The sequence below is a fragment of the Streptomyces sp. NPDC041122 genome (assembly GCF_055592445.1).
Map to the genome: position 1 here is coordinate 104,751 of NZ_JBVIYQ010000009.1, position 17,646 is coordinate 122,396.

Below are 17,646 nucleotides of genomic sequence, written 5' to 3' on the forward strand. Positions count from 1 at the left end.
GCCGAGGAGTGTGCCATGTGTTCCTGTGGGGGCCCCTCGACGGGGCCCCGCAGGCCTACAGCCCGGGGATCCGGCCGTTGCGGAACAGGTCGACGAAGATCTGGTGGTCGCCGCGCGCGCGGGCCCCGTAGCTGTGGGCGAAGTCCACGAGCAGGCCGGCGAAGCCCTCCTCGTCGGCCGCGATGGCGGCGTCGATGGCGCGCTCGGTGGAGAACGGCACCAGCTCCGAGTGGCCGCTCTCGTCGTCCGCGGCGGCGTGCATGGCGGCGGTGGCGCGGCCCAGGTCGGCGACGACCGCGGTGATCTCCTCCAGGTCGTCGATGTCCGACCAGTCCAGGTCCACGGCGTACGGCGACACCTCGGCGACCAGCTGGCCGGCCCCGTCCAGCTCGGTCCAGCCGAGCCACGGGTCGGCGTGCGCCTGGAGGGCGCGCTGCGAGATGACCGTGCGGTGGCCCTCGTGCTGGAAGTAGCCGCGGACCGCCGGGTCCGTGATGTGGCGCGAGACCGCGGGGGTCTGGGCCTGCTTGAGGTAGATCACGACGTCGTTCTCCAGGGCGTCGCTGTTGCCCTCCAGGAGGATGTTGTACGACGGCAGGCCCGCGGAGCCGATGCCGATGCCGCGGCGGCCCACGACGTCCTTCACCCGGTAGGAGTCGGGGCGGGTCAGCGAGGACTCCGGCAGCGTCTCCAGATAGCCGTCGAAGGCGGCGAGCACCTTGTAGCGGGTGGCCGCGTCGAGCTCGATGGAGCCGCCGCCCGGCGCGAAGCGGCGCTCGAAGTCGCGGATCTCCGTCATCGAGTCCAGCAGGCTGAACCGGGTCAGCGAGCGCGCGTCACGCAGCGCGTCCAGGAGCGGGCCCTGGGCGGTGTCCAGCGTGAAGGGCGGCACCTCGTCGCTCTTGGCGCCCGTCGCCAGGTCGTGGATCCGCGCGCGGTACGCCGTGGCGTACGTCCGCACCAGGCCGCTGATCTGCTCGTCGCTGAGCGCCTTGCTGTAGCCGATCAGCGCCACGGAGGCGGCGAAGCGCTTCAGGTCCCAGGTGAAGGGGCCGACGTACGCCTCGTCGAAGTCGTTGACGTTGAAGATGAGACGGCCCTGGGCGTCCATGTACGTGCCGAAGTTCTCCGCGTGCAGGTCGCCGTGGATCCACACCCGGCCGGTGCGCTCGTCGAGGTACGGGCCGCCGTGCTGCTCGCGCTCCTGGTCGGCGTAGAAGAGGCAGGCCGTGCCGCGGTAGAACGCGAAGGCGGAAGCGGCCATCTTCCGGAACTTCACCCGGAACGCGGCGGGGTCCGCGGCGAGGAGCTCGCCGAACGCGGTGTCGAAGACGGCGAGGATCTGCTCGCCGCGCTGCTCAGCGCTGGGCTGCGGGACCGACATCGCTGGGTGCCTCCTGGTACGGGTGGTGCGTGGGACGGGGACGGATGATCCGCCCCGGGGGAGCAGATGTTCCGCCCCTTCCAACGCTCGACCGTACCCCCGAGTGCCCGCCGGGTGTCACTGCCGCGGATTAGACTTCCACGCTGTCCCCCCAGACTGCCCGCAGCCTGTAGCCCAGCGTTTCCCGGAGGCCTTCCACCGTGACCAAGCCGCCCTTCACGCACCTGCACGTGCACACCCAGTACTCGCTGCTTGACGGTGCCGCGCGGCTCAAGGACATGTTCAACGCGGCCAATGAGATGGGCATGACGCACATCGCCATGTCCGACCACGGCAACCTGCACGGCGCGTACGACTTCTTCCACTCGGCGCAGAAGGCGGGCGTGACGCCGATCATCGGCATCGAGGCGTACGTGGCGCCGGAGTCGCGCCGGAACAAGCGCAAGATCAAGTGGGGCCAGCCGCACCAGAAGCGCGATGACGTGTCGGGTTCGGGTGGTTACACGCACAAGACGATCTGGGCGGCGAACAAGACGGGTCTGCACAATCTGTTCCGGCTGTCCTCGGACGCGTACGCGGAGGGCTGGCTGCAGAAGTGGCCGCGTATGGACAAGGAGACCATCTCCCAGTGGTCGGAGGGGCTCATCGCCTCCACCGGCTGTCCGTCGGGCGAGCTGCAGACCAGGCTGCGGCTGGGGCAGTTCGACGAGGCGCTGAAGTCGGCGGCGGAGTATCAGGAGATCTTCGGCAAGGACCGGTATTTCCTAGAGCTGATGGACCACGGGATCGAGATCGAGCGGCGGGTGCGGGACGGGCTGCTGGAGATCGGCAAGAAGCTGGGCATCCCGCCGCTGGTGACGAACGACTCGCACTACACGTACGCGCACGAGTCGACGGCGCACGACGCCCTGCTGTGCATCCAGACGGGCAAGAACCTCTCGGATCCGGACCGCTTCCGTTTCGACGGCACGGGCTACTACCTGAAGTCGACGGACGAGATGTACGCGATCGACTCCTCGGACGCGTGGCAGGAAGGCTGCCGCAACACGCTGCTGGTCGCGGAGCAGATCGACACGACCGGCATGTTCGAGAAGCGCGACCTGATGCCGAAGTTCGACATCCCGGACGGCTTCACCGAGGTCACCTGGTTCCAGGAAGAGGTCCGGCGCGGCATGGAGCGCCGCTACCCGGGCGGTGTCCCCGAGGACCGCCAGCAGCAGGCCCAGTACGAGATGGACATCATCATCCAGATGGGCTTCCCCGGGTACTTCCTGGTGGTCGCCGACTTCATCATGTGGGCCAAGAACAACGGCATCGCGGTCGGCCCCGGCCGAGGCTCCGCGGCCGGCTCGATCGTCGCGTACGCCATGGGCATCACCGACCTCGACCCGATCACGCACGGCCTGATCTTCGAGCGGTTCCTCAACCCCGAGCGCGTCTCCATGCCCGATGTCGACATCGACTTCGACGAGCGCAGGCGCGTCGAGGTGATCAGGTACGTGACGGAGAAGTACGGCGCCGACAAGGTCGCCATGATCGGCACGTACGGCAAGATCAAGGCGAAGAACGCGATCAAGGACTCCGCGCGCGTGCTCGGTTATCCGTACGCGATGGGTGACCGCCTCACCAAGGCCATGCCCGCCGACGTCCTCGGCAAGGGCATCGACCTCTCCGGCATCACCGACCCCAAGCACCCGCGCTACAGCGAGGCGGGCGAGATCCGGGGGATGTACGAGAACGAACCCGACGTGAAGAAGGTCATCGACACCGCGAAGGGCGTCGAGGGCCTGGTCCGGCAGATGGGTGTGCACGCGGCCGGCGTGATCATGTCCAGCGAGCCCATCGTCGACCACGCCCCGCTCTGGACGCGGCACACCGACGGCGTGACCATCACGCAGTGGGACTACCCCCAGTGCGAGTCGCTCGGCCTGCTCAAGATGGACTTCCTGGGCCTGCGCAACCTCACCATCATGGACGACGCCGTCAAGATGGTGCGGGCCGGCAAGGGCATCGACCTGGAGATGCTCTCGCTCCCGCTCGACGACCCCAAGACCTTCGAACTGCTCTGCCGCGGTGACACGCTCGGCGTCTTCCAGTTCGACGGCGGCCCGATGCGTTCGCTGCTGCGCCAGATGCAGCCCGACAACTTCGAGGACATTTCCGCCGTCTCGGCCCTGTACCGGCCGGGCCCGATGGGCATGAACTCGCACACGAACTACGCGGAGCGCAAGAACGGCCGCCAGGAGATCACGCCGATCCACCCGGAGCTCGAAGAGCCCCTGAAGGAGACGCTGGGCCTCACCTACGGCCTCATCGTGTACCAGGAGCAGGTGCAGAAGGCCGCGCAGATCGTCGCCGGCTACTCGCTCGGCGAAGCCGACATCCTGCGCCGCGTGATGGGCAAGAAGAAGCCCGAGGAGCTGGAGAAGAACTTCGTCCTCTTCCAGGCGGGCGCCCGGAAGAACGGCTACTCGGACGCGGCGATCCAGGCCCTGTGGGACGTCCTGGTGCCCTTCGCCGGCTACGCGTTCAACAAGGCGCACTCCTCGGCGTACGGCCTGGTCACTTACTGGACCGCGTACCTGAAGGCGAACTACCCGGCCGAGTACATGGCCGCGCTGCTCACCTCGGTGAAGGACGACAAGGACAAGTCGGCCGTCTACCTCAACGAGTGCCGCCGCATGGGCATCAAGGTGCTCCCGCCGAACGTGAACGAGTCGGTGCACAACTTCGCCGCCCAGGGTGACGACGAGATCCTCTTCGGCCTGGAGGCCGTCCGCAACGTCGGTACGAACGTGGTCGAGTCGATCATCCGCTCGCGCAAGGCGAAGGGGAAGTTCACCTCCTTCCCCGACTACCTCGACAAGGTCGAGGCGACCGCCTGCAACAAGCGCACCACGGAATCGCTGATCAAGGCGGGCGCCTTCGACACCATGGGGCACACCCGCAAGGGCCTCACCGCGCAGTACGAGCCGATGATCGACAACGTGGTCGCGGTCAAGCGCAAGGAGGCCGAGGGGCAGTTCGACCTGTTCGGCGGGATGGGCGACGAGTCCGGCGGCGACGAGCCCGGCTTCGGGCTCGACGTGGAGTTCTCCACCGACGAGTGGGAGAAGACGTATCTGCTCGCGCAGGAGCGGGAGATGCTCGGTCTGTACGTCTCCGACCACCCGCTGTTCGGTCTGGAACACGTCCTGTCCGACAAGGCGGACGCGGGCATCGGGCAGCTCACCGGCGGCGACTTCTCCGACGGCTCGGTCGTCACCATCGGCGGCATCATCTCCGGCCTCCAGCGCAAGATGACCAAGCAGGGCAACGCCTGGGCCATCGCCACCGTCGAGGACCTCGCGGGCTCGATCGAGTGCATGTTCTTCCCGGCGACCTACCAGCTGGTCTCGACGCAACTCGTCGAGGACGCCGTGGTGTTCGTCAAGGGGCGCCTCGACAAGCGCGAGGACGTGCCGCGTCTGGTCGCCATGGAGATGCAGGTCCCCGACCTGTCGAACGCGGGCACCAACGCGCCCGTGGTGATCACCATCCCCACGGTCAAGGTGAGCCCGCCCATGGTGACCCGCCTCGGCGAGGTCCTCAGCCACCACCGGGGCAACAGCGAGGTGCGGATCAAGCTCCAGGGGGCGCAGAAGACCACCGTGCTGCGGCTCGACCGGCACCGCGTGAAGCCGGACCCCGCGCTCTTCGGCGACCTCAAGGTGCTGCTCGGCCCGTCCTGCCTGGCGGGCTGACCTGCCCCTTACTTATCCACAACGGACACCGGGAGGAGTAAGATGCATAGTGCATCTACTTCTTCTCGCGTGTGAGGTTGAGAGCCGTGAACGCTGCCGCTGTCGACAAGGCCGTATTTCTGATGCGTGAGACGCACCAGTCCCCGGAGGCCACGCGCCTGGCGCTGCGGTCCTACTTCCCGAGGATGGAGTTCGCCGACCGGGTGCGGCACGTGCGGGCCGCGTACGCGGTCCTCCAGGGCGGCCGCTCGGTCGCGCGGCCGGGACTCTCCGAACTGCAGCGGCCGAGCACGTTCATGGCCGCCCATGAACGGCACGGCTTCACCGACTGACGCCACCGCACGGCAAGGGGCGCACCCGCATCGGGTGCGCCCCTCATGTGTGCCTGGTCATGCGTCAGTTGTGTCAGGTGCGTCAGTTGTGGCCGAAGCGACGCTGGTGCTTACGAGCAACATCGGCCGGGCTGCCCTGGGCCTGCGACTGCAGCGGCGACTGGGCCTCCGTTGCGGTCGACTTGGCCTGCTCCTGCGCCTGCTCGGCCTGCGAGGCGCGGTCCTGCTGGCCGCCCTGCTTGCGATTCTTGTTCTTGGCCATGGTGATCTTCCTCCTGAAGGGGATCTGGGGGCCATGACGCGACCAGACTCACATATGGGGCACAAGTGTGCATTTCAGAGAATTACCGTGCGTAATAAGGCCTGTCGGCGGACGTTCCGCCGATGCGCCACGCCGAAGATCGAGTTCCGGCCGTTAACCTTCGCCGGGTCGGGCAGACTCGAAGGAAACCCGACGCGGACCCGCACCCCTGATTCGTTGTCCTTACAGGGTGTCTTCGTGGGCCTTCGAGGGAACGTCCAGAGACCTCCGGGCACTGTTCTGGAACCTCCTGGGAAAGAGGGTGGACCGCGTGGATCGCTGCATCGTCCTGGTGGACGCCGGGTATCTGCTGGGTGCCGCCGCGAGTCTCCTCGCGGGCGAACCGTCCAGGTCCCGGATCACCGTCGATCACGCCGCCCTGATCCAGGGCCTGCGCGAGCGCGCGGAAGCGGACACCGAGCGCCCCCTGCTGCGCATCTACTGGTTCGACGGGGCCCCGGACCGGGTGCCGCAGCCCGAGCACCGGCGGCTGCGCGTCATGCCGCGCGTGACGGTCCGGCTCGGCGCCCTGACCCGCAGCGACGGCCGCTGGGCGCAGAAGGGCGTGGACGCCGCCATGCACGCCGAACTGACCGAGCTGGCCCGCAACCGCGCCTGTTCCGACGTCGTGCTCGTCACCGGCGACGGCGATCTGCTGCCCGGCATGATGGCCGCCAAGGAGCACGGCGTCGCCGTCCACCTCTGGGCCGTGCAGGCCGCCGACGGCGACTACAACCAGTCCGAGGACCTGGTCGCGGAGGCCGACGAGCGGCGCGTGCTCGACCGGGCCTGGATCACCAAGGCGGTACGCCCCAAGGAGCTCACCGGCATCTGCGCGCCGCCGCCCGCGCCCCGCCCGGAGATCGCCGCGATCCTCTCCGCGCCGCTGCCGGAGTCCGCGCTCGCCGCCGCCGCGCAGCACGCCGAGACGGAGGCGCCCGACCGGCACACTGCCCCCGCCGCCAACGGCCGGCAGGACACCGAGCACGCCGCCGAGCACCGCATCGCCGCGGGCAAGGGCGTGCCCACCCCCAAGGACCTGGCCGCCCTGCGCGGCCCCGGCACCCAGGCCCCCGCCCAGCACCCCACCAACGCCACCCTGCGCTGGTCCTCCGACAAGGGCTGGGTCGAGCGGCCCGGCGGCGCGGCCGAGGGGCCCGAGGTCGCCGCCCTGCCCACCCTCGCCCAGCTGACCACGGCCGAGCAGCGCTGGGCCGACCGCGAGGAGGACATCACCACCGTCGGCGGCGACCCCTACGAGGTCGGACAGGTGTTCGCCCGGCGCTGGATGGCGCGCCTCCCGGAGCAGCACAACCTCCAGAAGCTGTCGACGATGTACCCCCGGATCCCGCACCGCATCGACGGGGAACTCCTCCGCTATGCGGCCCGTTTCGGCCTGCTCGCCCACAAGGACGACCAGATCGACGAGCACGACCGCTATGCGATCCGGGCCGGATTCTGGCGCGAGGTCGACGTGCGGACGGCCGCCGAACACGCGTCCGCGGGGGACCGCGCCGGAGACTGACACGGGACGTACGGGGCGCCCCGGGCGTCGCCCGTGCCCGCCGACCCCGTAGGCTCGTCCTTCGTGAGTACGCGCCCGGCACCGGCAGTCCGACAGGGACACCGTCAGGAACACGGCACCGACACCGTCTGCGCGGTGCGCGACCTGGTCCGCACGTACCCCGCCGCCCGTGCCCGCCGCGGCAGGCCCGCGACCCCCGAGATCCGCGCCACCGACGGCATCTGCCTGACGGTCGGGCGCGGAGAGATCTTCGGTCTGCTCGGTCCCAACGGTGCCGGCAAGTCCACCCTCGTACGCCAGCTGACCGGCCTGATGCGGCCCGACAGCGGGAGCGTCGAGATCCTCGGCCACGACATCGTGCGCCACCCCGAGCGGGCCGCCCGGATCCTCGCGTACCTGGGGCAGGAGTCCACCGCCCTGGACGAGCTGACCGTGTCGCTGGCCGTCGAGACGACCGGACGGCTGCGCGGCCTCGAGGTCCCGCGGGCCCGGGCCGAGCGCGACGCGGTCCTGGAGGAGCTGGGACTGACGGCGCTGGCCTCGCGGCCGCTGAAGAAGCTGTCCGGCGGGCAGCGGCGGCTCGCCTGCTTCGCCACCGCGCTGGTGGGGGAGCGGCAGCTGCTCGTCCTCGACGAGCCGACCACCGGCATGGACCCCGTCGCGCGGCGGGCCGTCTGGGCGGCGATCGACCGGCGCCGGGCCGACCAGGGGGCGACGGTCGTGCTCGTCACCCACAACGTCATCGAGGCCGAGACGGTCCTCGACCGGGTCGCGGTGCTCGACCAGGGCAAGGTCATCGCCTGCGACACCCCCGCCGGGCTCAAGGAACAGGTCGCCGACGAGGTACGGGTGGAGCTGGTGTGGCGCGAGCGGGCGCCGCTCGACGTGCCCGAGGTCGCCGCGCTGCGCTCCAGCGCGGTGGAGTCGGGCCGGCGGTGGTCCCTGCGGCTCGCCCCCGACGAGGCGCGGGCCGCGGTGGCGGCGGTCACCGGCGGGGCCGCGTTCGCCGCGCTCGACGACTTCACGCTGGCCACGCCCAGCCTGGAGGACGTCTACCTCGCGTTGGGCGGCAGCGGGCGGGGGCTGGTGAAGGCGTGAGCGTGGACGAAGGTGAAGGCAGGACCTTGGACGACGGAGACGACGACGGAAGGGTGGCCCGGTGAGTGCCGTTCCCCTCGAGGCCGTGCTGCGGGTCGACGGGCGTGACGAGGCGAAGGACGGGGCCCCCGCGCCCCTCGGGCCCCCGGCCCGGCTGTTCCCGGCGCTCTCGGCCGTGTACCGGGCCCAGCTGTCCCGGGCCCGGGTCGCCCGGATACCGCTGCTGTTCGTGGCGACCTTCCAGTCCGTCGGGATCATGATCCTCATGCGGGGCGTCGTCGACGGGGGCGGCGAGGCGCGGGCCGTGGTGGCCGGCTCCGCCGTGCTCGTCGTCGCCTTCGTCGCGCTCAACCTGCTCGCCCAGTACTTCGGGCAGCTCCGCTCCGACGGTGGGCTCGACCACTACGCCACCCTGCCCGTGCCGCCCGCCGCCGTGGTCCTCGGCGCCGCGGCCGCGTACGCCTCCTTCACCGTGCCCGGCACCTTTGTCACGGCGATCGTCGGGTGCGCGCTCTTCGGCCTCCCGCTGACCCACCTGTGGGTCCTCGTCGCGGTGATCCCGCTGGCCGGCGCCGCCCTCGCGGGACTCGGCGCCGCCCTCGGCCTGCTCGCGCCGCGCCCGGAACTGGCCACGCTCCTCGGCCAGATGGGCATGTCGGCGGCGCTGCTGCTCGGCGTGCTGCCGGCCGACCGGATGCCCGCGCCGCTGCAGTACGCGCGGGACCTGCTGCCCTCCACGTACGGCGTGGAAGCCTTCGCTCGTACGTTCGGGCCGGATCCGGACTGGGCGGTGGTCGCGCTCGACCTGGCGGTCTGCGCGGGCGTCGGCGTGGTCTCGCTGGCCGTCGCCACCTGGGCGTTCCGCCGTGCGGCCGTCCGCTGACGCAGCGCGGACGCGCCGCACCGCCGCGTAGGGGCGGCGCGCGGCGCTTTCGCCGGGCCCACCCGCCGGAAGCGGGGTGCGCCTGGCACGATGTGGGGGTGACCGCACCGCTGACACCCTCCCAACCGCCGCACCACCAACCCCCGTACGACCCCTGGCAGGCAGCCGCGCAGCCGTCGGGAGCGACGTCTCCTCACGGACACCTGGAGGACGGTCCCGGCATGAAGACCGAAGTACTGCGGGCCGTGGTGATCATGATCGTGGTGGCCGTCAGCGGCTTGCTGCTGGCGGGGCTGTGGATGTGGCTCGCGCCGCGGGTGCCGCTGATCTCCGACGGCAAGGCGGTGTACCTCAAGGACACCGAGGGCGAGCAGGCGATGGGCGTGGACGGGACGTTCACGCTCCTCGCGCTCGGCTTCGGCCTCGTCTGCGGGGTCGTCGTGTTCCTGCTGAGCAGGCGCGGCGGCATTCCGCTGGTCGTCGGACTCGGGGTCGGCAGCCTGCTCGGCGCGCTGCTCGGCTGGAAGGCCGGCATCTGGCTGGGGCCCGAGACGGACGTGGTGGCGCACGCCAAGGCCGTCGGCAAGGGTGTCGTCTTCGACGCGCCGCTGGAGCTGAAGGCCAGGGGCACGCTCCTGGCCTGGCCGCTGGCCGCGCTGGCCGTGCACCTCGGCCTCACCGCGCTGTTCGGTCCGCGGGACCCCGAGCCCTATCCGGCGCCGATGCCGTACGCGGGGCCCCGGGACGACGTGCGCCCCGACGGGACGTATCCGAACCCGTAAGGCCCGGCGGTGTCCCGCGGGCCGCTCGGTCAGGCCGGCCGCCTCCCGTGGTTGGCCTTGCGCTTCTTCGCCCGCCACTTCCGCATGCGCGTCTTCTTCGACATGCCCTCGGTACTAGTCCCGTACGCGACCGGTGTCGAGGGCGCTTTCACGTCGTACGCGAAGGCTCCCGGCCGCCTCAGCCCCGGCCGCCTCAGCCCCGGCCGACCGGCGCGAGCACCGCGCCCGTGAGCTCCGCGAGGTCGCCCGGGGCCAGCTCGACCTCCAGGCCCCTGCGGCCCGCCGAGACGCAGATCGTGGCGTGCGCCGACGCCGAGTCGTCCAGGACCGTGCGCAGCCGCTTGCGCTGGCCGAGCGGGGAGATGCCGCCCCGCACATACCCCGTGGTGCGCTCGGCGGCGGCCGGGTCGGCCATCACGGCGCGCTTGCCGGAGACCGCGGCGGCCAGCGCCTTCAGGTCCAGGGAGCCCGCGACCGGGACGACGGCCACGGTGAGCTCCCCGTCGACCTCGGCGACCAGGGTCTTGAAGACCCGGTCGGGGGAGACGCCCATGGCCTCGGCCGCCTCCTCGCCGTACGAGGGGTGGGCGGGGTCGTGCTCGTAGGAATGGACGGTGAAGGGGGTGCCCGCCGCGGTGAGCGCCACCGTCGCGGGCGTGCCTCCCGCCTGCTGCTTCTTCTGTTTCTTCGCCAAGGTCCCGGTGCCTTACGTCAGTTCAGGCTCGTCGTCCCGCGCGTGAGTTCGGTCGCGGGCAGCGACGGCAGATTGCGGATGATCGCGGTCTCGGAGCGCAGCAGCTTCAGCTCGTCCCGCAGCCGCGACGCGGTGTCCGGCGCCTCCAGGAGCCGCTGCTTGGTGGCGGTGTCCAGGACGGCCGCCGCGGCCACCAGGAACGACACGACGGACGGGTCGTCGGGCAGCTCGGCCCCCGTCGACAGCGAGCGCTCCCGCGCCCCGGCCAGCCGCTTCTGGTAGGAGCGGAAGGCCCGCAGCACCCCTTCGGCCAGGGTGCCCGCGCCGTCGCCGGGCTCCTCGGGCACCTCCTCGACCTCGGCGGTGAGGAAGGCGCCGGAGGCGTCGACGGAGTGGATCCGCACCCGGGTGGTGCCGGTCGCGAGGACCTCGAAGCCGCCGTCGGCGCGCTCCCTGATGGTCGCCGCGTCCGCGACACAGCCCACGGTGTGGAAGGCCTTGAGCGGGTCGTCGCCGAAGCCGGCGGCGGGGCCGTGCTCGGGCAGCGCCGTCTGGTCGGGGAGGCCGGGCGCGCTCGGCGCCACCTCCAGGCCGTCGCGGATCGCGACGACCGCGAACCGGCGCTGGTCCTCCTCGGACGTCTTGAGCAGTTCGCGCATCATGGCGCGATATCGCTCCTCGAAGACGTTCAGCGGCAGCACGAGGCCGGGGAACAGCACCGAGTTGAGCGGAAAGAGCGGAAGCCGGGTGGTCACGACCGGCAAGCCTAATGGTCGCCGGAGCGGCCCGGTCCGCGCGGAGGCCGCAACGGCGTCATCGACGCCACTTCGATGCGTACGCCGTCGCGCAGCTCCAGGAACTGGCCGAGCGGATCGTCGGCCATCCGGTCCCAGGGGAAGGACGTCGCGTACGGCCCGATCAGGCGCAGCTGCTCCAGGGCCTCCTCCCAGCGCTCCAGGCGGACCAGGACGTAGGTGAGGAGGTTGCGGACCTCGGCGGGCCACGGGTCGCCGGCCGCGTACTGCCGGGACAGGCCGATGGCGAGGTCCGCCGCCGCGTCGAGCCGCTCGCGCGGCACCTTGCCCGAGGGGCTGGTCAGATACGCGAAGGCGGCCCGCGCCGGAAGGACCTGGATCAGCGAGCCGGGCAGCGCGTCGGCCGCGGCCCGCTCGGCGAAGTCGAAGCACTCGCGGTGCGAGCCGTACCAGGCGGCCGACAGATACTGCAGGGCGGAGGCGTGGCAGCCGTAGTGGTACGAGGAGCGGCGCACCGCCTCCTCCCACAGCTGTTCGAAGACGGTGTGCGGGGCGTGGGTGCCGCGGGCGTGGTCGAGGGCGATCCGCCAGGGCACCGGGTCGCGCGGGTCGGCCTCGGCGGCGGCGGTGAGCAGCGGGCCCGACTCGCGGAGCAGCTCGGCGCGGGCCGGCGACTCCCAGCCGCGGACGACGGCGAGCTCGGCCTTGACCAGCAGCGCGTCGGGGTCGTGCGGGCAGGCGTTCAGCCAGTCGTCGAACCACTCGGGGCGGGAGCGGGCGAACGCCGCGAGCCGGGTGGCGTAGCGGTCGCGGTTCTCCCACTCGGCGGCCTCGCGGGTGGTGGCGAGGACCTTCGCGGCCGGGCCGTACTCGCCGCGCCCGGCGGCGACCAGCGCGGGAGCGAGCCGCTCGTCGGGCACGTCGAGGAGCACCTCGTCGTCCGGCGGCAGCCCGGCGGCGAGCCGCGGGGTGTGCCGGACCATGCGGGCGGTGCGGATGAAGGCACGCAGCACCGTGCCCTCCTTTACGCCTCAACCGGAGCCGCTCGCGCGGGCTCGCCGGTCACCTCGTGGTTGCTCTTTTGCCGGTCGCTGGGATGACGGTCGAGGGTCGGGGAAGGTTGCCCGTGGTCACGTAACGGTTCGGCCGTCGAGGGAGGTTTCCGGCCAGGTGGGGCCGTCTTTTCCGGCCGGGTGCGGACCGCCCGCTCAGTTGCGGCGCAGCAGCCGGGTCGCGCCCGCCGCCACGGTCGTGGCCAGCACCCAGCCGAGCAGGACCAGCGCGGTCGAGAACCACTGCCAGCCGCCGTGCAGCTGCCAGGAGGTGTCCTGGCCGAGGTTGATGACGGGCAGCAGCAGGTCGAGGGAGAACAGGGCGGGGTCCCAGTCCGGATGCTCGTCCGCCTTGATCGCCGGAGGATCGGCGCGCGAGAAGATCACCGCGCTGACCGCCCACAGCACCGCCATCCAGACCGCGGCCCGGCCCGGCCGGTAGCCGTAGGCGACGGTCCAGTCCTGCGCGAACCCCCACAGCTTCGCCGCCAGCGGCAGCGTCTCGCGGCGCCTGCGCTGCTTGGCGAGGAGCACCTCGCGGGCGTCGGCGTCCTCGCCGCCGTTGCGCAGGACGGCGGCGAGCTTCTCGTACGGCTCGGGGTTGTACTCGGCCGTGGCGGCCGCCACCCAGCTCAGCCGCCGGGCGAGCGGAAAGCTGCCGACGGGCACCAGGTTCTCGTAACTGAACCCGCCCATCTGCAGGCCGCCGGGCCCCGGCCAGCTCGTCGCCCGGTCGATGAGGTTGACCACCTTGACGCCGGACAGCACGACCTTGCCGCGCTGCGGCGCCTCGCCGAGGAAGCGCAGCTCGGGCGTCTGGACGCGGCGCAGCGACAGCTCCTGGTCGTTCTGGAGGGTGAAGCGGGCCTGCGTGAAGTCGATGGCGTCGCCGAAGCGGCCGTCGTCGAGGCGGATGCCGCCCACGCACTCGAAGCGCTGCACCCGGGTGCCGCGGGCCGGTGTCGTGCCGCTGGTCTGCGGCGGATTGCCGACGGCGGCCGGGGTCAGGTACAGGGTGCGCTCGACGGTCAGCTGCGGGGCGTTCAGGGCGTGCCGCCCGTACTGGTTGATGAGCTTGCTGCCGCGCAGGCTGAGCGAGACGCCGACCTTCGCGCCGCGCAGGCTCAGCTCGCCGTGCGACTCCATCATCTCGGCCTGCAGGTCCTGCCCGACGGTGAGGCCGTCGCCGGTGATGGAGCGGCTGCGCCGGTCGCGGTAGACCACGGCCTGGTTCAGGAGCAGGTCGGTGCCGATGTGCGCGTCGGTGAGGCGGATGCCGTTGTGCACCCGGCAGCGCGGCAGGTGCAGGTCGCCCTCGGTGTGCAGCCGGGCGGCCTCCACCCGCGGGATCGAGCAGTCGACCAGGCGCAGGGTGGCGAACCGGGCCTCGGGGAGCAGCACCTCCTTCTCGAACCGGCAGTGCTTCATCTCGGTGTACGGGCCGATGGTGCCGCCCGCGAGGTCGAGCACGTCGGTGATCTGCACGCCCGCCAGCTTCAGCGAGGAGACCCGTCCCGCCAGCGCGGGCGGCCCGTCGAGCAGCAGCCAGCAGACGATCCGCGCGCGCACGCTGCGCTCGGGGCCCCAGGGATGTCCGCCGTGCGGGTCGTCGACGGTGGGATCGCCGGACCTGAGGTCGTAGACGCTGCCGTTGCGGAAGGCCTGCCACATGCCGATCTCCGCGGCGGTCAGCCCGTCCGGCGGGTCCCCGGTGGCGTCGTCGACCACTGCTTTTGCCCTCCCTTTTCAGGCGCGCGTTGCTCGCACACCTGTTTCATGCCCGCTGCGTGACCGGCTGAACGCTAGTGGTGAACGCCCTCTTCCGGGGTTCATATCAGCCAGTGATACGGGCGTCCGGCGGCGAATGAAGGTCTGAGAGAATTGGTCCCGTGATCTCTCGAATCGATCTGCGCGGCGACGCCCTCCCCGAGGGCCCCGCTCTGCGCTCCCTGCTGCCCCGTGCCGACTTCGACGTCGCGGCCGCCCTGGAGAAGGTGCGGCCCATCTGCGAGGACGTGCATCATCGGGGCGACGCGGCGCTGATCGAGTACGCGGAGAAGTTCGACGGTGTCCGCCTCGACCGGGTCCGCGTCCCCGCGGCCGCGCTGACCGCGGCCCTGACCGGCCTCGACCCGGCCGTGCGCGAGGCCCTGGAGGAGTCGATCCGGCGCGCCCGCGCCGTGCACCGCGCGCAGCGCCGGGCCCCGCACACCACGCAGGTCGTGCCCGGCGGCTCGGTCACCGAGAAGTGGGTGCCCGTGGAGCGCGTCGGCCTGTACGCCCCCGGCGGCCGCTCCGTCTACCCCTCGTCCGTGATCATGAACGCGGTCCCGGCACAGGAGGCGGGCGTCGCCTCGATGGCCCTCGCGTCCCCGCCGCAGGCCGACTTCGACGGTCTGCCGCACCCGACGATCCTGGCGGCCTGCGCGCTGCTCGGCATCGACGAGGTGTACGCGGTCGGCGGGGCCCAGGCCGTCGCGATGTTCGCGTACGGCACCGAGACCTGCGCCCCGGCCAACATGGTCACCGGACCCGGCAACATCTGGGTCGCCGCGGCCAAGCGCTACTTCACCGGGCGCATCGGCATCGACACCGAGGCCGGCCCGACCGAGATCGCGGTCCTCGCCGACGACACCGCCGACGCGGCGCACGTGGCGTCCGACCTGATCAGCCAGGCCGAGCACGACCCGCTCGCGGCCGCGGTCCTCGTCACCGACTCCCTCGCGCTCGCCGACGCGGTCGTCAAGGAGCTGGAGCCGCAGGTCGCCGCCACCAAGCACGTCGAGGACCGGATCGTGCCCGCCCTCGCGGGACGCCAGTCCGCGATCGTCCTGGTCGACGGCCTGGAGGAGGGTCTCAGGGTGGTCGACGCGTACGGCGCCGAGCACCTGGAGATCCAGACCGCGGACGCCACCGCCGTCGCCGACCGCGTCAAGAACGCCGGCGCGATCTTCGTCGGCCCGTGGGCGCCGGTCTCGCTCGGCGACTACTGCGCGGGCTCCAACCACGTCCTGCCGACCGGCGGCTGCGCCTGCCACTCCTCGGGGCTCAGCGTCCAGTCGTTCCTGCGCGGCATCCACATCGTGGACTACTCCCGCGAGGCGCTCGCCGATGTGGCGCATCACGTGGTGACGCTCGCCGAGGCCGAGGACCTGCCGGCGCACGGCGCGGCGGTCAAGGCGAGGTTCGGCTGGAAGGTGCCGAACCAGTGAGCACCGTACGCATCGACGACCTCCCCGTCCGCGACGAGCTGCGCGGCAAGTCCCCCTACGGCGCGCCCCAGCTCGACGTCCCCGTGCGCCTGAACACCAACGAGAACCCCTACCCGCTGCCCGAGCCGCTGGTGGAGCGCATCGCCGAGCGGGTCCGCGAGGCCGCCCGCGACCTCAACCGCTACCCCGACCGGGACGCGGTCGAGCTGCGCACCGAGCTCGCCCGCTACCTCACCCGCACCGGCGGCCACGAGGTCACCCAGGCCCACGTCTGGGCGGCCAACGGCTCCAACGAGGTCATCCAGCAGCTCCTGCAGACCTTCGGCGGGCCCGGTCGCACGGCCATCGGCTTCGAGCCCTCGTACTCGATGCACGGACTCATCGCGCGCGGCACCGGGACGGGCTGGATCTCCGGGCCGCGCCACGCCGACTTCACGATCGACGCGGCGGCCGCGCGGCGGGCGATCGCCGAGCACCGCCCGGACGTCGTCTTCATCACCACGCCCAACAACCCCACGGGCAACGCCGTCCCGGCCGGGACGGTCCTCGACCTGTACGAGGCCGCGCAGGCCGCCAAGCCGTCGCTGGTGGTCATCGACGAGGCGTACGTGGAGTTCAGCCATGGCGACTCGCTGCTCCCGCTGATCGAGGGCCGGCCGAACCTGGTCGTCTCGCGCACCATGTCGAAGGCGTTCGGCGCGGCGGGGCTGCGGCTCGGCTACCTCGCCGCCGACCCGGCGGTGGTGGACGCGGTGCAGCTGGTGCGCCTGCCGTACCACCTCTCGGCGGTCACCCAGGCCACCGCGCTGGCCGCCCTGGAGCACACCGACACGCTCCTGAAGTACGTGGAGCAGCTCAAGTCCGAGCGCGACCGGCTCGTCGCCGAACTGCGCGCGGCGGGGTACGAGGTGACCGAGTCGGACGCCAACTTCGTGCAGTTCGGGCGGTTCGAGGGCGAGGGCGGCGCGCACGCCGTGTGGCAGAAGATCCTCGACAGGGGTGTCCTGGTGCGGGACAACGGCGTGCCGGGATGGCTGCGCGTGTCCACCGGAACCCCCGAAGAAAACGACGCGTTCCTCGATGCGGTACGCGAACTGAAGAAGGAGCAGAGCGCATGACCCGCGAAGGCCGCGTCGGCAGAGTCGAACGCACCACCAAGGAGACGTCCGTCGTCGTCGAGATCGACCTCGACGGCACCGGCAAGGTCGACGTGTCGACCGGCGTCGGCTTCTACGACCACATGCTCGACCAGCTCGGCCGCCACGGCCTCTTCGACCTCACGGTCAAGACCGACGGCGACCTGCACATCGACACCCACCACACCATCGAGGACACCGCGCTGGCCCTCGGCGCCGCCTTCAAGCAGGCGCTCGGCGACAAGGTGGGGATCTACCGCTTCGGCAACTGCACCGTCCCGCTGGACGAGTCGCTCGCCCAGGTGACGGTCGACCTGAGCGGCCGCCCGTACCTGGTGCACACCGAGCCCGAGAACATGGCGCCGATGATCGGCACCTACGACACGACGATGACCCGGCACATCCTGGAGTCCTTCGTCGCCCAGGCGCAGATCGCCCTGCACGTGCACGTGCCGTACGGGCGCAACGCCCACCACATCGTGGAGTGCCAGTTCAAGGCGCTGGCCCGCGCGCTGCGGTACGCGTCCGAGCACGACCCGCGCGCGGCCGGAATCCTTCCCTCCACGAAGGGCGCGCTGTAACCCATGACCGGTCTGAACACCGTCCTGATCGTCGTCGGTCTCTTCCTGATCGGCGGCATCATCTCCTTCGTCAAGCAGGGCATGCCGAAGAGCCTGATCACGCTGCTCTCGATCGGCGCCGCCATGTGTCTGGCCGCAGGCATCCTGCGGCTCGACTACTGGAACTGA

16 protein-coding genes are annotated in these 17,646 nt (G+C 71.4%); 10 read left to right on the forward strand and 6 right to left on the reverse strand.

The features are described from left to right. Window positions 1-55: 55 nt before the first annotated feature. Complete coding sequence (locus tag ACZ6B8_RS29480; RefSeq protein WP_471075485.1) at window positions 56-1,384, reverse strand: DUF2252 domain-containing protein; 1,329 nt, start codon at window positions 1,382-1,384, stop codon at window positions 56-58. Between the two features lie 200 nt (window positions 1,385-1,584). Between ACZ6B8_RS29480 and dnaE the strand changes: the two genes are divergently transcribed. Continuing rightward, on the forward strand, window positions 1,585-5,127 hold the full coding sequence (dnaE, locus tag ACZ6B8_RS29485) for a DNA polymerase III subunit alpha (protein ID WP_471075487.1): 3,543 nt from the start codon (window positions 1,585-1,587) through the stop codon (window positions 5,125-5,127). Between the two features lie 86 nt (window positions 5,128-5,213). After that, on the forward strand, window positions 5,214-5,459 hold the full coding sequence (locus tag ACZ6B8_RS29490; RefSeq protein WP_471075490.1) for a hypothetical protein: 246 nt from the start codon (window positions 5,214-5,216) through the stop codon (window positions 5,457-5,459). Between the two features lie 82 nt (window positions 5,460-5,541). Here ACZ6B8_RS29490 and ACZ6B8_RS29495 read toward each other — a convergent pair whose 3' ends face one another. Next, a complete protein-coding gene (locus ACZ6B8_RS29495) occupies window positions 5,542-5,721 on the reverse strand; it encodes a hypothetical protein (protein WP_355813503.1) in 180 nt (59 codons plus the stop codon). A 310-nt stretch (window positions 5,722-6,031) separates the two neighbouring features. Between ACZ6B8_RS29495 and ACZ6B8_RS29500 the strand changes: the two genes are divergently transcribed. The 4 genes from ACZ6B8_RS29500 to ACZ6B8_RS29515 all read left to right on the forward strand — a co-directional run bounded on the left by ACZ6B8_RS29500 (window position 6,032) and on the right by ACZ6B8_RS29515 (window position 10,048). Beyond that, complete coding sequence (locus ACZ6B8_RS29500) at window positions 6,032-7,285, forward strand: NYN domain-containing protein (RefSeq protein WP_471075494.1); 1,254 nt, start codon at window positions 6,032-6,034, stop codon at window positions 7,283-7,285. Window positions 7,286-7,348: 63 nt separating this feature from the next. Next, window positions 7,349-8,383: an ABC transporter ATP-binding protein gene (locus ACZ6B8_RS29505; RefSeq protein WP_471609212.1), complete on the forward strand. Its 1,035-nt coding sequence runs from the start codon at window positions 7,349-7,351 to the stop codon at window positions 8,381-8,383. Between the two features lie 61 nt (window positions 8,384-8,444). Then, a complete protein-coding gene (locus ACZ6B8_RS29510; RefSeq protein ID WP_471075500.1) occupies window positions 8,445-9,266 on the forward strand; it encodes an ABC transporter permease in 822 nt (273 codons plus the stop codon). Between the two features lie 98 nt (window positions 9,267-9,364). Continuing rightward, window positions 9,365-10,048 (forward strand): DUF2567 domain-containing protein, encoded by a 684-nt coding sequence (locus tag ACZ6B8_RS29515; protein ID WP_471075503.1) that lies wholly within the window; start codon window positions 9,365-9,367, stop codon window positions 10,046-10,048. Window positions 10,049-10,241: 193 nt separating this feature from the next. Here ACZ6B8_RS29515 and ybaK read toward each other — a convergent pair whose 3' ends face one another. The 4 genes from ybaK to ACZ6B8_RS29535 all read right to left on the reverse strand — a co-directional run bounded on the left by ybaK (window position 10,242) and on the right by ACZ6B8_RS29535 (window position 14,220). Next, complete coding sequence (gene ybaK, locus ACZ6B8_RS29520; protein ID WP_471609213.1) at window positions 10,242-10,742, reverse strand: Cys-tRNA(Pro) deacylase; 501 nt, start codon at window positions 10,740-10,742, stop codon at window positions 10,242-10,244. A gap of 17 nt (window positions 10,743-10,759) precedes the next feature. Further along, entirely contained in the window at window positions 10,760-11,506 is a 747-nt protein-coding gene (locus tag ACZ6B8_RS29525) for an LON peptidase substrate-binding domain-containing protein (protein WP_471075509.1), read from the reverse strand. 2 nt (window positions 11,507-11,508) lie between these two features. Further along, window positions 11,509-12,480: a hypothetical protein gene (locus tag ACZ6B8_RS29530; protein ID WP_471609363.1), complete on the reverse strand. Its 972-nt coding sequence runs from the start codon at window positions 12,478-12,480 to the stop codon at window positions 11,509-11,511. A 225-nt stretch (window positions 12,481-12,705) separates the two neighbouring features. Then, window positions 12,706-14,220, reverse strand: a complete 1,515-nt coding sequence (locus tag ACZ6B8_RS29535) for an oxidoreductase (protein ID WP_471076483.1) — start codon at window positions 14,218-14,220, stop codon at window positions 12,706-12,708. A 218-nt stretch (window positions 14,221-14,438) separates the two neighbouring features. Here ACZ6B8_RS29535 and hisD point away from each other — a divergent pair, with 218 nt between their 5' ends. Genes hisD through ACZ6B8_RS29555 form a run of 4 tightly spaced genes read left to right on the forward strand, consistent with a single transcriptional unit; the run spans window position 14,439 to window position 17,646 of the window. Then, window positions 14,439-15,761, forward strand: a complete 1,323-nt coding sequence (hisD, locus tag ACZ6B8_RS29540; protein ID WP_471075514.1) for a histidinol dehydrogenase — start codon at window positions 14,439-14,441, stop codon at window positions 15,759-15,761. Next, window positions 15,758-16,879: a histidinol-phosphate transaminase gene (locus ACZ6B8_RS29545; protein ID WP_471075517.1), complete on the forward strand. Its 1,122-nt coding sequence runs from the start codon at window positions 15,758-15,760 to the stop codon at window positions 16,877-16,879. The genes hisD and ACZ6B8_RS29545 overlap by 4 nt, the downstream gene beginning before the upstream one ends. After that, on the forward strand, window positions 16,876-17,478 hold the full coding sequence (hisB, locus tag ACZ6B8_RS29550; RefSeq protein ID WP_471075520.1) for an imidazoleglycerol-phosphate dehydratase HisB: 603 nt from the start codon (window positions 16,876-16,878) through the stop codon (window positions 17,476-17,478). Before ACZ6B8_RS29545 ends, hisB begins: the two co-directional genes overlap by 4 nt. Before the next feature lie 3 nt (window positions 17,479-17,481). Next, complete coding sequence (locus ACZ6B8_RS29555) at window positions 17,482-17,646, forward strand: hypothetical protein (RefSeq protein WP_471075522.1); 165 nt, start codon at window positions 17,482-17,484, stop codon at window positions 17,644-17,646.

Excerpts from the sequence above, each read along its gene's own strand:
- ACZ6B8_RS29480 (WP_471075485.1), bottom strand. The coding sequence starts at position 1,384 with ATGTCGGTCCCGCAGCCCAGCGCTGAGCAGCGCGGCGAGCAGATCCTC.
- ACZ6B8_RS29495 (WP_355813503.1), bottom strand. The coding sequence starts at position 5,721 with ATGGCCAAGAACAAGAATCGCAAGCAGGGCGGCCAGCAGGACCGCGCC.
- ACZ6B8_RS29530 (WP_471609363.1), bottom strand. The coding sequence starts at position 12,480 with ATGGTCCGGCACACCCCGCGGCTCGCCGCCGGGCTGCCGCCGGACGAC.
- ACZ6B8_RS29535 (WP_471076483.1), bottom strand. The coding sequence starts at position 14,220 with ATGTGGCAGGCCTTCCGCAACGGCAGCGTCTACGACCTCAGGTCCGGC.
- hisB (WP_471075520.1), top strand. The coding sequence starts at position 16,876 with ATGACCCGCGAAGGCCGCGTCGGCAGAGTCGAACGCACCACCAAGGAG.
- ACZ6B8_RS29555 (WP_471075522.1), top strand. The coding sequence starts at position 17,482 with ATGACCGGTCTGAACACCGTCCTGATCGTCGTCGGTCTCTTCCTGATC.